We start from the raw sequence: 12195 nt of genomic DNA on the forward strand, positions 1-12195 counted from the left end.
CCTTTTGTTTAGACAATTGAAATTGTTTTATTTGTTTGCGGCTTTTGCTGATTATCTCTCGCAAAGGCCGTGGTGCCAGTTCTGGCGACTTCTTTAATGCCGTATGGCTTAAGTAATTCAATGAGTGCTTCAATTTTTGAAGACTCACCTGTCACCTGAATGACGACACTCTCTCTGCTTACATCTACAATAGAAGCTCTAAAAGGTTCAATGACTCCTGTGATCTCCATTCTTGATGCTGGTGCAGATACGACTTTTATCAAAGCCAGCTCTCGCTGAACGATTGATTGGTTTGTAATGTCTGTTACTTTCAGAACATCGATTTGTTTGTTCAGCTGTTTTGTCAGCTGCTCGATGTCTTTCTCCTGGTCTACATGGACGACGAACGTGATGCGTGATACATCTTGAATCTCAGAATGGCCGACCGTAATGCTTTCAATGTTGTAGTGTCTTTTGGTAAAGAGGCCTGTGATTCTGTTCAGTACGCCTGATCGATTTAATACAGTCAACACAATAATTCTTTTCAAGGTTTCACCCCCACCATCTCATGAAGTCCTTTCCCCGGTGCTACCATCGGGAATACTTTTTCATCTCTCGCTACATTGACATCGATGAAAACAGGCTCTCTAGAGGTTAAGGCTTCTTCAAGCTTTTCTTTCGCCTCTTCGTCTGATGAGATTCTGATTCCTTTAATGCCATAAGCTTCAGATAATTTGACGAAGTCTGGCTGCTCTGAAAATTTAGAATGTGAGTAGCGTTCTTCGTAGAAAATTTCTTGCCATTGTCTTACCATTCCAAGGCTGTGATTATTGAGTACAATCACTTTGACTGGAAGGTTCAGCTCACGGATAACGGCAAGTTCTTGCAAGGTCATTTGGAAACCTCCGTCTCCTAAAATTGCCACAACAGTTGCCTCTTGATCAGCCAGCTGAGCGCCGATGGCTGCTGGTAATCCGAAGCCCATTGTGCCAAGACCTCCAGATGTGACCCACTTATCTGCATTTTCAAATGGATAGAACTGCGCCGCCCACATTTGATGCTGTCCGACATCAGTTGCGACAATGGCTTCACCTTTTGTGAATTGATGAATGTATTCAATCAGCTTTTGAGGCTTAAAGCCTTCTGCTTCGTTTTCAACGTACCAGAGTGGATATTCTTCCTTCCACTGATCTAATTGATTTTTCCATTCGTCTGATTCCCCTTGCTTCCCGTCCTGCTTGATCAGCTCTTCAAGAACGAGCTTACTGTCTCCAACTACCGGGATATGGGTATGAATGTTCTTGCCGATTTCCGCTGGGTCGATGTCAATATGAGCCACCTTCGCATGTTTCGCAAAATGATTAAGGTTGCCTGTTACCCTGTCATCAAATCTTGCTCCGATTGAAATGAGCAGGTCACATTGATGAAGAGCCATGTTCGCTGCATATGTGCCATGCATACCAGCCATCCCTAGGAAAAGAGGATGCTTTGCCGGGAATCCGCCAAGTCCAAGCAATGTATGAGCGACTGGGATTTGCTGCTGCTCTACATACTGTCTTAATTCTTCAGATGCTTTGCCATGAAGAACGCCAGCTCCTGCTAGAATAACTGGTTTCTTCGCTCTGCTGACAGCTTCTACTAATTTGCGAATTTGCAAATAGTTTGGCTCTACTTTTGGCTGATAACCAGGTAAATCAATTGGCTGATCATATTCAAACGTTCCTTCAATGCCTGCGACATCTTTTGGAATATCAATCAAGACTGGACCAGGTCTGCCTGTTGTTGCGATATGGAACGCCTCTTTAATGACACCCGGTAATTCCTCTGGATTTCTTACCTGATAGCTGTGCTTTGTAATTGGCATTGTGATGCCGAGTACATCAGCTTCTTGGAAAGCATCCGATCCAATGACTGACGTTGCCACCTGCCCTGTGAATACAACAAGGGGAAGTGAATCAATCATCGCATCTGCAATTCCTGTCACAAGATTTGTCGCTCCCGGCCCTGATGTGGCAATGACAACACCCGGTTTACCAGATACTCTTGCATATCCTTCTGCTGCGTGAATCGCTCCCTGCTCATGTCTTGGCAGGACATGAAATAAACCAGAATCGTAAATTTTATCGTAGATTGGCAAAACCGCTCCGCCCGGATAGCCGAAAATGACTTCTACTTTTTCTCTTTTGAGTGCTTCAATTAACATGAGTGCACCGTTCATCGTTTGTGGTGCTTTTGATTTTTCCGTCTCCATTTGTACATTTGTCCCCATTTGATTTCCTCCTCTTTGTCTTGCTTCAGTCAAGTCCTTTCACCCTTTTCTATTCAAGATAGAGATATGAGACCATATAAAAAAGCCTTCTCACCCCACAATGACACTACTTTTCACTAGGTCAAAGGGGCGAAAAAGCTTTGTTTTTCGCGGTACCACCCTTGTTCACGGCAAACCCTGCTGCCGTCTCATGGACATCTTTCGTCCATTTTGGTAACGAGTGAGCAATGTCACTCGGTCTGCCCTACTATCATTTCAAGCAGACACTCAGAGGTGAGTTCACTTTAGAAAGTAACACCGGTTTCCAGCTAGCACCGGCTCTCTGTAGATACTGACTCTAAAGCTACTAGTCCTCTTCAACGTTTATCGATATCTATTTAGCTTGCATGAATGTTTTCATCTGCAAAAACGACTTTTTCTCCTTCTTCAACCACTCGCTTGCGGAATTGTTCAAGAAGTTTGTTTGTGTGGAACCCAGGTTTCCCTTCACCGATTGTACGGCCGTCAACTTTTACAACGGCGATGACTTCGGCTGCGGTTCCTGTTAGAAATACTTCTTCAGCTGTATACACATCATGTCTTGTGAATGGTTCTTCTTTCACTTCGTAGCCTAAGTCTTCTGCAATCTCCATGATGGCATTTCTTGTGATGCCTTCAAGTGCGCCGATATAACCTGGCGGTGTATAAAGCTTGCCTTTTTTATAAATAAACACGTTGTCTGCAGAACCTTCCGCCACGTACCCTTGATCGTTCAGCATCAGCGCTTCACTCACACCGGCCATATGGGCTTCGATTCGGACAAGAATGTTATTCAAATAATTTAATGATTTCACTTTTGGGCTAAGGACATCTGGACGATTTCGTCTTGTTGGAACCGTCACAATATCAATACCCGTTTCATATAGGTGCTTTGGAAAAATGGCCAGCGGCTCTACAATGATCACTGTATTGGCTCTCCCGCAGTTGTTAGGATCTAATCCAAGATCACCTGCTCCTCTTGAGACGACAAGGCGGATATAGGCATCCTTTAGGCCGTTCCTTTCAACTGTATGAATCATTTTCTCCGTGAGTTCCTCAAGTGAATATGGAATGTTCAGCATAATGGATCTGGCGGAATCATACAGGCGGTCTAAATGTTCTTTCATTCGAAAGATATTTCCGTTATATACGCGAATCCCTTCGAACACACCGTCGCCATATAAGAAGCCATGATCGTAAACTGAAATTTTCGCATCCTCTTTTTTCACGAGTTCATCGTTTAAAAAGATCCACTGTTCCTTTTGGTCTTCCATTTTCAGTGAGCACCCTCTCTTTCAAACAAAAAGTAGTTGAATTTTCAGACACTTTATATTGAAGTGTCTCTCGCTTGCACTGCGTGTTTGTTTAGCTTTTGTTGAACCCATCTTACGCCGCTTTCCATACAGTGTCAACAGCATTTTTAAAATTATTAGACAATTTAGACTAATCAAAATTAAATGTATACGCTTACACCTTTGCTAGACAAGGAATGAAAAAACTTAAAATTTTTTGTATTTTTTCTTCAATTTATTTACTTTACATGAACGCTTTTCTTTTGAGAAAACTTTTGTGATATTTTTTCACATGATTTTTGATGAATATTGTGAGATTTCAATGACTTGGTTTTTTCTTTTGACATGCCTTTCTAAAGCGTTTTCCTATGAATTTATGATAGAATGAGAGCATCTAATAGAAGGAGGGCAATACATGGCTAACATCAGAGGTTATATTGGTACGTATACTAAGGGAGACAGTAAAGGTGTTTATACGTTTACATTAAATACGGACAAACAGCAGATTGAGCAAGTAGAAGTCGCTGCTGAACTTGAAAATCCTACATATTTAACCGTGTCAGAGGATCAAAAGTTTGTTTATGCTGTTGTGAAAAAAGGATCACAGGGCGGCCTTGCTGCGTATCAAATTGATTCAACAACAGGCAGACTTCACTTCATCAACCAAGAGCTTGCCGATGGAGCTTCTCCTTGCCACGTCAGCGTAGACAGTCAAACGAAAACGGCGTATACAGCGAATTATCATAAAGGGACAGCAGAGATGTATGAAATCGATGCTGAAACTGGCTCAGTGATCCGCACGCTCTCACAGGCGCAGCATGAAGGAGCTGGCCCTAACGAAGATCGTCAGGAAAAACCGCACACTCACTTTATGGGTCTCACGCCAGATGAACAATTTGCAGTAGCTGTTGACCTTGGAACAGATGGAATTTATACGTATAAGAAAGAAGACGGCAAACTTGAGCTTGCTCATACATTTGAAACAAAGCCTGGCAGCGGACCTCGTCATATCACATTCCACCCAACGAAACCTGTGGCATATGTAATGACAGAGCTAAGCTCCGAGGTCATTGTGCTTCGTTACTTTGAAGATGGTCATTTTGAAGAGATCCAAACAATCGCGACCATTCCAAGCGATTTTACAGAGAACAATCAAGGCAGTGCCATTCATGTCTCTTCAGACGGACAATTTGTTTATGCAGGAAATCGCGGTCATGACAGCATTGCGATTTTTAAAGCAGATGATGACGGCCAATTAAGCCTAGTCGAGATTGCTTCTTCTGAAGGAAACTGGCCTAGAGATTTTGTGCTTGATCCAACAGAAGAATTCCTCGTCGGTTCAAACCAAGAATCTAGCAATCTTGTCTTATACAAACGCGACAAAGAAACAGGACGCCTCACTGTCTTACAATCAGACATTACCGTCCCTCATCCAGTTTGCGTGAAATTTTTAGGGTAAAGAAAAAAGCCTCCAATAACGGAGGCTTTTCTTTATGCAGACGGCATACCGCCATCCTCAAGCTTTTGATCAATCAGAGACGTATCCGTTTTTTCACCGAACCATTTTGACAGCCTGTCTTTTGCTTTCCCTTTCACATCATCATCAATGTACATTGCTACTTGAAGCAGAGCAAATGTGATGGCTCCTAAATCATCTGTGTAGCCGACGCCAATCAATGTATCCGGAATGAGATCAAGTGGAAGGATAAAATAGCCGAGTGCTCCAATAATCAAGGTCTTTGCTTTGACCGGCACTTCGGGTTTTTGCAATGTATAGTAAAGTAATAGCACAGCATAGACAAGAGAGACACCAGCTTTTTGTGCCGTCTTTTTTAACTTTTCCCAAAAGGCATGATCATTAAAATGCTTCTTTGAACGCTTTAATAGTTCTTTTTTCTCAGAACGATTCATCATATCGCCTCCATCTACAGCATAGCCCTTTTCCCTCAGTTATACAAGATATCCGCTGATTCGACAAACAAAAAGCAGCAGAAAGCTGCTGCATTCTACTGCTCTTTGTAAAACTTTTCAATTGCCTTATCGATGTACACCCATCCTTTATAAGACACATGAATCGTATCTTTAAAGAAATATGGATCGTACTCATGCTTAGTCAAATCCGCGACTTCATACCCATTATCTCGAATTTGACGATTGATTTTTTCATAATAACCTGTACGGCCTTCTTTCGGAAAACCGGTGTAATCATACCACTTTCCGTTGACAGGAATCGTCACAAACAAAGGCTTCGCCCCTGCCTGTTTTAAAATATCCAGCATGATTTGAAAATCTTTGTATTCTGGTGATTCCGCATAAGAATGACCTTCACGGGAATCCTTCATCTTTTTCATAATCGGTTTCAGCTTGTGGTCAAACAGTTTTTGGTTAATATAAAACGGGTTGTCCCCTGCTCTTTTCGCACCAAAAATGCTCGCTTCTTTTTCAAGCTCAGCCCATGTTTTTCCTTTGACTGAAGGAGACGGTTGAAGCTTGCGCTCATGCCCCGATCCAATCGTATAGTACATGTCTTTCTTTTGAAGCATACCATAATACATTTTCGCAATAGGAGAAATCGCGCCATAAGCGAACTTGTTCCCAGATAGCTCTGCTTTAAAAAGCTCTGTAATCACCATGTCGTTTTTGACTGCTTTAAACTTCATGATTCTTTTAATCAGTTCTTTTTTCACAGTTGGATCAATTTCTTTATTATAGGCGAGATTCAGCGCTTGAAGCGCTGAATAGTTAGGTGCAAAGTGATTCTCGTCAGATCCCCATTTCACAAACCACTGCGGAGACACGATAAATACAAGCTTCTTCCCTTTTAATTCATCCATATGCGCTGCGAAGTTCATCGCATGAATTAATGATTGCGATCCACCTTTTCCAATAAGATAAGGTGTAAACCCTTGAGGATTCTCATGAAAGAAATTCGAAGGGTGATATGGATCAAAACGTGATAGTTCAGAAGATCCATAGATCGGCAAATAAGTTGGATCTTTTAGCATTTCATCTTGTAAATAGAGCCCTTGAAACATCCCTGGATCTAATTCTGTGGCTGACTTTTGTAATTTGTCTTTTGGGATCATGTGTGAGAGCCATGCATTTGGTACAAGAAGAACACCAATGAATAGAACAGCCGCTAAAATAAGCGGCCCAAAAAAACGCTTTTTCATTACTTCATCTCTGCCAGCTGCTCAGCAATATGATTCGGCGTATCCCACACATCACGATCGAATTCTGTAATCGGAACAGTGATTCCGAGTTGACTTTCAATTGCCATAAGCAGTTCTACTGTACCAAATGAATCAAGAAGACCTTCTTCAAAAATCGCAATTTCTGGATTTTCTTTCACAACGTCATCCTGACAAACCTCTGCAATAATACCGTATACTTGATTTTTAAATTCCATAATTTTCTACTCCCTTAATCATTAATGATGAAATGGTTTTCCTGAAAAAATATAAAATCCGAAACAAATCACATGGAATGTAATAATGATCGACACAACCATTGTGACCTTATTATCCGGCCACCACTTGTGCTTTTTATTCCATTTCTCAAATAAATTGTAACCGGACATGACAACTGCATGATATAGTCCGTAAATAATATATTGAAGGGCAAGACCATGCCAAGCACCCATCAATAGAAAGAGGACAAAGTACCCAATATTTGATACAGCCATTCGGTTCTTGATCCACTTCTTTTTAGTCATAAAGAACACAAATCTCATAAACACGTAGTCTCTGAACCAGAAGGACAGGGACATGTGCCAGCGATTCCAGAAGTCTTTAATGTTTCGGCTGATAAACGGTTTATTAAAGTTCTCTGGTGATTTAATCCCCATAATATAACTCACACCTACAGCAAATGCTGTATATCCAGCAAAGTCAAAGAACAAATACATGCTGTAAGCATACATATATGTTAACTGTTGAACAAAGTGACTGCTGCTAATGTGATGAATATTCATCAGAATATATGTGTGAATCAGATAGCCAATAATGAACTTATATAAGAAGCCAATAAAAATTTTATGAATACCGGCATATAGAAGATCACTGTATGCTTCTTTTTCAGGCGGCGTATCCATATCCTTTTCAAATCGGCGGTAACGGTCAATCGGACCTGATGAAATCGTCGGGAAAAAGACAATGAAATAGACCAAACGGTGAATCGGAATTTTCTTCTTAATCAAGCCGTCTCTTGTCTCAATAATTAACTGAACACCTTTAAATGTTAAGTACGAGATCCCCAAAAAGCTCAGCCAGTTCATTGGCGCCGGCTGGTGCGGCTGATGAGTTAAAAAGAACGGTAAAATCTTAGACAGCACAAGCGGCAAAATAGATGCCACCACTGCTGCATAGAAAACAGATGCCTGATTCGCCTTTAACCGATATGCAAGGTACAGGCGGATGATGAAGACTTGCCACACCGTGAACAAGAAGAGCAGCAGCGCGCCATGAGCATCCTTTGAGAAAATAAGTGCCAGCGCCACCACCGTTGCAAACATGTTGTAGCCCTGCATTCTTTTGCCGCGAAGACCAAGAATGATCGTCGGCAAAAGAAGAATACCAATTAGAATGAAGAAAAAGAATGAACTAAACGGAATCATAGAAGAACCTCTTTCGCGATTCTCTTACGGTCAACCTTCCCGTTTGGCGTCATGTACAGCTGCTCAAGATAAACAAATTTTCTTGGAATCATGTACGCTGGCAGTGAATCCGCCATTTCCTTCTTAATCGCACTTGTCAGCTGATACTCTTTTTCAAATGAATGAGCTGCTGGAACAATCGCTGCAATCAAGTACTCGACATGACCGTTTGGCTGGAATGGCACAATCACACAAGCATTGACATAGGTTGTCTCGCTCACATGATACTCAATTTCTTCAAGCTCCATCCGATATCCATGAAGTTTAATTTGATAGTCGAGACGGCCATGGCACGTAATTAATCCATCCTGCGCCACACCTGCATCACCTGTACGGTAAGCAGGACGTCCTTCGTATTCAAAGAACACTTTATCTGTCAAGGCTTGTTCACCTAAGTAGCCTTTTGTGACGCTTGGCCCCACAATGACAATTTCGCCTTTTTCACCATCAGGAAGTGTCTTGCCTTCTTCATCTAAAATGACGATGTCTGTATCCTGTTTGGCATAGCCTACTGGTAAAGAATCGTGCTGATCAAGAATCGCCTGCGTCACTTCAATCGATGTGATCGCAACAGTTGCTTCAGTTGGACCATACGTATTAAAGACCTGCGCCTTTGGAAAACGCTCAAGAAGTGCACTTGCTACAGCTACAGGAAGCGCCTCACCGCAGAACAAGAAAACTTTCAGCTCTGGTAAAAGCTCCCCTGTAAAGGAAGGATCCATTAAGCACATTTGCACAAAAGAAGGGGTTGATGTCCACACTTCAACGTCAGATTGACCAAGTGCTACAAACATATCCTTTGGCTTATTCACAAGATCTTTCACTAAACAGTAAAGCGTGCCGCCTGATTGAAGGGCTGGATAGAGATCCATCACTGATAAGTCAAAAGAAAATGGTGCTTGATTTAAGAATGTGCGTCCTTCACCAATTGGGAAGTCACGGCACATCCACTCTGTAAAGCTTTCTAAATTATTGGCTGTTACCTGAACGCCTTTCGGTTTTCCAGTACTGCCAGACGTATAAATAATGTAAAAAACATCATCTTGTTGAACCCACTGCGTGGATGGCGGTGCTTCTTTTTCAAGTGCTAAAAGCGATGCCGCACTTTTCACTTGAATGTGTTCTTCTACATCTAATACATTCTGCTCATTTGCACAAATCAATAGACTGGCTTTTGAGCTTTCAATAATTGAGACGATACGCTCGACAGGTATTGAGATATCGACCGGAATATACGGTCTGCCTGATTTCACACTGCCTAAGAAAGAAATCAGCATCTCTGGCTCCATATGACCGTATACAATGACAGGTTCACTGCCAGCTGCGACTGCATCGATCGCACCAGCCATTTGGTCTGATAAATGCCAAAGCTCATCATATGTGATCGACGCGTGTTGAGAAACAAATGCTGGCTGTGTTGGTTTTGTTTGCTGGTATTCATGAATCGTTTGTAATAGTTTCATAATTTAATCTCCAATTAAAAATCGTTGTAAATGAATGATCCCGTATTTGCTGTGTGGAATCCGTAAATAAAGAACAATAATAGCAAAATAAGTAAGTAAAAGCTTGTATATCCTATCCATTTTACAGACTTATTTTCTGATAGCTTTTTGAATAGCATATTGATAACCTCTTTTCTTTTGACACTTATAGAGACGCATGACTCATTCAAAGAGTTTCATATCAAACCATAAAAATTTTAAGAAATGCTAAAAAAATGTCGAACCTTGGAACGTCTCTTTTGAGCAAAGCTGTCTTATTGTAACAAAGATTTAATGTATTTGAAATGAAATTCGATCTTAAATTTGCCTTAAAATTGCTGAAAGCTGTCGAACTAACGCAAAAGCCATCTAGTTGGACTAGATGGCTTTGATTTTAATTACTTCTTATATTTATTGACTTCGTACATGAGAATGTTTTTGAACACCACATAATCCTTTTTACTTTCAAAGGGGCCTTTGTTGTTGTCATGCTCATCAATTTCATAAAAACCTGGTCCTTCACCTGCATCACGTTTTTTGTACCAGGATAGGAAGGCGTTGACTTCTTTCATTGAAAGGTCATACTCTTTCTGTAAGCCATTGACCATTGTTATGTGAGAAGGGCATCACCGTCTTCATTTGTTGCATCGTCTTTTGGTGGTGTGGTTGGTTCTTGGTCTTTGTCTCCTGGATTTGTAGAATCATCTTTTGGTGGTGTTGTCGGTTCTGAATCTTTGTCACCGGGTGTGTTTGATGGAAGTTCCAAGTCTTTTAAAGAAATAGAGATAACTGATTTATAGTTTTTATCAGCAATATCAGTATAATTCAAGTTTATATTATATTTACGTCCTCCTATTACATATAACATATCCCCTATAATAACTGATGAAGCACCAACACGTATATCATTGTTAGGTACAACTACTTTCACCATTTCTTCTTTTTCAGCATTATAGACATATAATCTATTAGGTGAAATGCCTGGTAAAATCATATTATCTTTATAAGTAACTCCACTCAGATATACTTTTTTGAATCCTCCTTTTTTGGCGGACCAACTCTCATTAGCAGCATCAAATTCAAAAATTTCACTATTATTGTTTTCTCCAATAATATAGAACTTCCCTTTCAAAACTAAACCAATTGCTCTTTGTGTTTTAAATGATGGTGAAGCTTCCTTTTTCCATTTGTTTTCTGTTAGATCATAACTAAAAAATTCATTGCCACCTAATACATAAATTTTATCTCCCATAACACCAGCTTGAACATTATAAGCACCTTTAGAAGGACTTTCAAAAGGAATATCAGTTAAAACTTCCCACTCATCTTTTTTTGTATCATACACTTCAAATTTATTGAAGGATTTTTGGTGATTTCCTGCTAGAACATAAATTTTAGACCCCACAACAACAGATGCTGCTCCCCCTCTCCCACTAGGAATATCTTTCCTTTTCGTCCATTGGTTAGTAGAAGGGTCATATTCTACTGTTTCATTAAGAGCATTATAGCCACCAACTACGTATATTTTCCCATCTACAGCATTAGCTACAGCTCCCACTCTTGCTGTTGGCAAATCAGCTAATTGATTCCATTCATCCTTAGCCGCATGTATCATTTGAACTGACTGTGTGAATGAAAGAATTACTAGTAACATCATGACGAACCATTTTTTCAAAAAAAACACTCCCTTTTCATTATCTTACTTCTTCATTATCGGAGTGTTTTTTTATTTTTATAGAATCATTGATCTTTTTAAAGAGAAATTAATAGAAAAAAGCACAGGAAAAGTGACTTACTAGAGAGTCGCTTAAAATAATAGGTTCAATCAAAAGCTGCCTAAGTCTATAATCAAAGAACAATAAAAAAACCCATGATTTCATGAGTTTCACATCAGTCCATTATTAGAAAATCCGTCACAAGGCAAGCGGGTTCTCCATTTTCATCCAGCCCCCAAAAGCTTGGGTACATCCCGTCACCGAATCCTGTCGTAAACATGGCAATATCCACTTTGTCATGGAAGCGGGTGACGAGCCAGTCCCACGTGTGCTTGTAGTTTTGCTCAAGCGCTTCTGCAAATTCCTCGTAAAGATAAAAATCATTGTCCTCTTTATATCGCTTATCCTCATAAGCTTGAAGATATAGTGCTGCCTCCGCATCCATGAAACAGCCCATTCCCGTATTCACACCGTAACCTAAGAACTCGTCTTCTTTCAAATGTTTGAGTTCCTGCCCTGCTCTTGTGGCGAGCTCCCATTCTATTGCTTGCTCGTTTGTAATTCTTGATGATTGCATAGGCTACTCGTTCATCTCCGCTTTCCAACCGCTTAACTACCAATATAATAGGATATTTTCCTAGAGTAACTTTCCTCGTAAACGATTGGTCCCCTTCTGAAACAAAAGGATCACAGGCAACAATATGACCGCTCGTGATCTCGATATTTCCGATCTGTTTGGCGAATAATTGATCACCTTCTTGACTGCTTGTTGTCTCTCATTTTTATA

At 40.6% G+C, this 12195-nt stretch carries 13 protein-coding genes and 1 other annotated feature; of the genes, 1 reads left to right on the plus strand and 12 read right to left on the minus strand.

Features of this window, described 5'->3' with window-relative positions; genetic code table 11:
- Positions 1-8: 8 nt before the first annotated feature.
- The 3 genes from ilvN to ilvE all read right to left on the minus strand — a co-directional run bounded on the left by ilvN (position 9) and on the right by ilvE (position 3540).
- Positions 9-527, minus strand: coding sequence for an acetolactate synthase small subunit (gene ilvN / locus MHB66_RS12975; RefSeq protein WP_007501584.1), 519 nt, complete (start codon positions 525-527; stop codon positions 9-11).
- Positions 524-2248, minus strand: a complete 1725-nt coding sequence (gene ilvB, locus MHB66_RS12980) for an acetolactate synthase large subunit (protein ID WP_025092480.1) — start codon at positions 2246-2248, stop codon at positions 524-526. Before ilvB ends, ilvN begins: the two co-directional genes overlap by 4 nt.
- 122 nt (positions 2249-2370) lie before the next feature.
- Positions 2371-2617: a binding site (T-box leader), on the minus strand.
- A gap of 8 nt (positions 2618-2625) precedes the next feature.
- The gene (gene ilvE, locus MHB66_RS12985; RefSeq protein ID WP_024427825.1) at positions 2626-3540 is read right to left on the minus strand and encodes a branched-chain-amino-acid transaminase; all 915 of its coding nucleotides are present in this window, start codon (positions 3538-3540) and stop codon (positions 2626-2628) included.
- A gap of 433 nt (positions 3541-3973) precedes the next feature.
- Here ilvE and MHB66_RS12990 point away from each other — a divergent pair, with 433 nt between their 5' ends.
- On the plus strand, positions 3974-5017 hold the full coding sequence (locus MHB66_RS12990) for a lactonase family protein (protein ID WP_046311969.1): 1044 nt from the start codon (positions 3974-3976) through the stop codon (positions 5015-5017).
- Between the two features lie 32 nt (positions 5018-5049).
- Here the strand turns inward: MHB66_RS12990 and MHB66_RS12995 are convergent, their stop codons facing one another.
- The 9 genes from MHB66_RS12995 to MHB66_RS13035 form a co-directional block, all read right to left on the minus strand.
- Positions 5050-5469 (minus strand): YkvA family protein, encoded by a 420-nt coding sequence (locus tag MHB66_RS12995; RefSeq protein WP_034279788.1) that lies wholly within the window; start codon positions 5467-5469, stop codon positions 5050-5052.
- Between the two features lie 95 nt (positions 5470-5564).
- Positions 5565-6731, minus strand: coding sequence for a D-alanyl-lipoteichoic acid biosynthesis protein DltD (gene dltD / locus MHB66_RS13000; protein ID WP_046311971.1), 1167 nt, complete (start codon positions 6729-6731; stop codon positions 5565-5567).
- Complete coding sequence (gene dltC / locus MHB66_RS13005; RefSeq protein ID WP_024423191.1) at positions 6731-6967, minus strand: D-alanine--poly(phosphoribitol) ligase subunit 2; 237 nt, start codon at positions 6965-6967, stop codon at positions 6731-6733. The genes dltD and dltC overlap by 1 nt, the downstream gene beginning before the upstream one ends.
- A gap of 21 nt (positions 6968-6988) precedes the next feature.
- Positions 6989-8173, minus strand: a complete 1185-nt coding sequence (dltB, locus tag MHB66_RS13010; RefSeq protein ID WP_046311973.1) for a D-alanyl-lipoteichoic acid biosynthesis protein DltB — start codon at positions 8171-8173, stop codon at positions 6989-6991.
- Positions 8170-9675, minus strand: a complete 1506-nt coding sequence (gene dltA / locus MHB66_RS13015; protein WP_046311975.1) for a D-alanine--poly(phosphoribitol) ligase subunit DltA — start codon at positions 9673-9675, stop codon at positions 8170-8172. Before dltA ends, dltB begins: the two co-directional genes overlap by 4 nt.
- 14 nt (positions 9676-9689) lie before the next feature.
- The gene (locus MHB66_RS13020; protein WP_024427820.1) at positions 9690-9839 is read right to left on the minus strand and encodes a teichoic acid D-Ala incorporation-associated protein DltX; all 150 of its coding nucleotides are present in this window, start codon (positions 9837-9839) and stop codon (positions 9690-9692) included.
- A 252-nt stretch (positions 9840-10091) separates the two neighbouring features.
- Positions 10092-10265, minus strand: coding sequence for a galactose oxidase (locus MHB66_RS13025; protein WP_235362274.1), 174 nt, complete (start codon positions 10263-10265; stop codon positions 10092-10094).
- Positions 10266-10303: 38 nt separating this feature from the next.
- Positions 10304-11368 (minus strand): kelch repeat-containing protein, encoded by a 1065-nt coding sequence (locus MHB66_RS13030; protein WP_235362276.1) that lies wholly within the window; start codon positions 11366-11368, stop codon positions 10304-10306.
- Positions 11369-11583: 215 nt separating this feature from the next.
- A complete protein-coding gene (locus MHB66_RS13035) occupies positions 11584-11985 on the minus strand; it encodes a DUF4241 domain-containing protein (RefSeq protein WP_046311978.1) in 402 nt (133 codons plus the stop codon).
- Positions 11986-12195 lie beyond the last annotated feature (210 nt).

This window comes from Bacillus sp. FSL L8-0167 (assembly GCF_038630295.1).
Lineage (GTDB): Bacteria > Bacillota > Bacilli > Bacillales > Bacillaceae > Bacillus > Bacillus safensis.

Excerpts from the sequence above, each read along its gene's own strand:
- ilvB (WP_025092480.1), bottom strand. The coding sequence starts at position 2,248 with ATGGGGACAAATGTACAAATGGAGACGGAAAAATCAAAAGCACCACAA.
- ilvE (WP_024427825.1), bottom strand. The coding sequence starts at position 3,540 with ATGGAAGACCAAAAGGAACAGTGGATCTTTTTAAACGATGAACTCGTG.
- MHB66_RS12990 (WP_046311969.1), top strand. The coding sequence starts at position 3,974 with ATGGCTAACATCAGAGGTTATATTGGTACGTATACTAAGGGAGACAGT.
- MHB66_RS12995 (WP_034279788.1), bottom strand. The coding sequence starts at position 5,469 with ATGAATCGTTCTGAGAAAAAAGAACTATTAAAGCGTTCAAAGAAGCAT.
- dltD (WP_046311971.1), bottom strand. The coding sequence starts at position 6,731 with ATGAAAAAGCGTTTTTTTGGGCCGCTTATTTTAGCGGCTGTTCTATTC.
- dltC (WP_024423191.1), bottom strand. The coding sequence starts at position 6,967 with ATGGAATTTAAAAATCAAGTATACGGTATTATTGCAGAGGTTTGTCAG.
- dltB (WP_046311973.1), bottom strand. The coding sequence starts at position 8,173 with ATGATTCCGTTTAGTTCATTCTTTTTCTTCATTCTAATTGGTATTCTT.
- dltA (WP_046311975.1), bottom strand. The coding sequence starts at position 9,675 with ATGAAACTATTACAAACGATTCATGAATACCAGCAAACAAAACCAACA.
- MHB66_RS13025 (WP_235362274.1), bottom strand. The coding sequence starts at position 10,265 with ATGAAAGAAGTCAACGCCTTCCTATCCTGGTACAAAAAACGTGATGCA.
- MHB66_RS13035 (WP_046311978.1), bottom strand. The coding sequence starts at position 11,985 with ATGCAATCATCAAGAATTACAAACGAGCAAGCAATAGAATGGGAGCTC.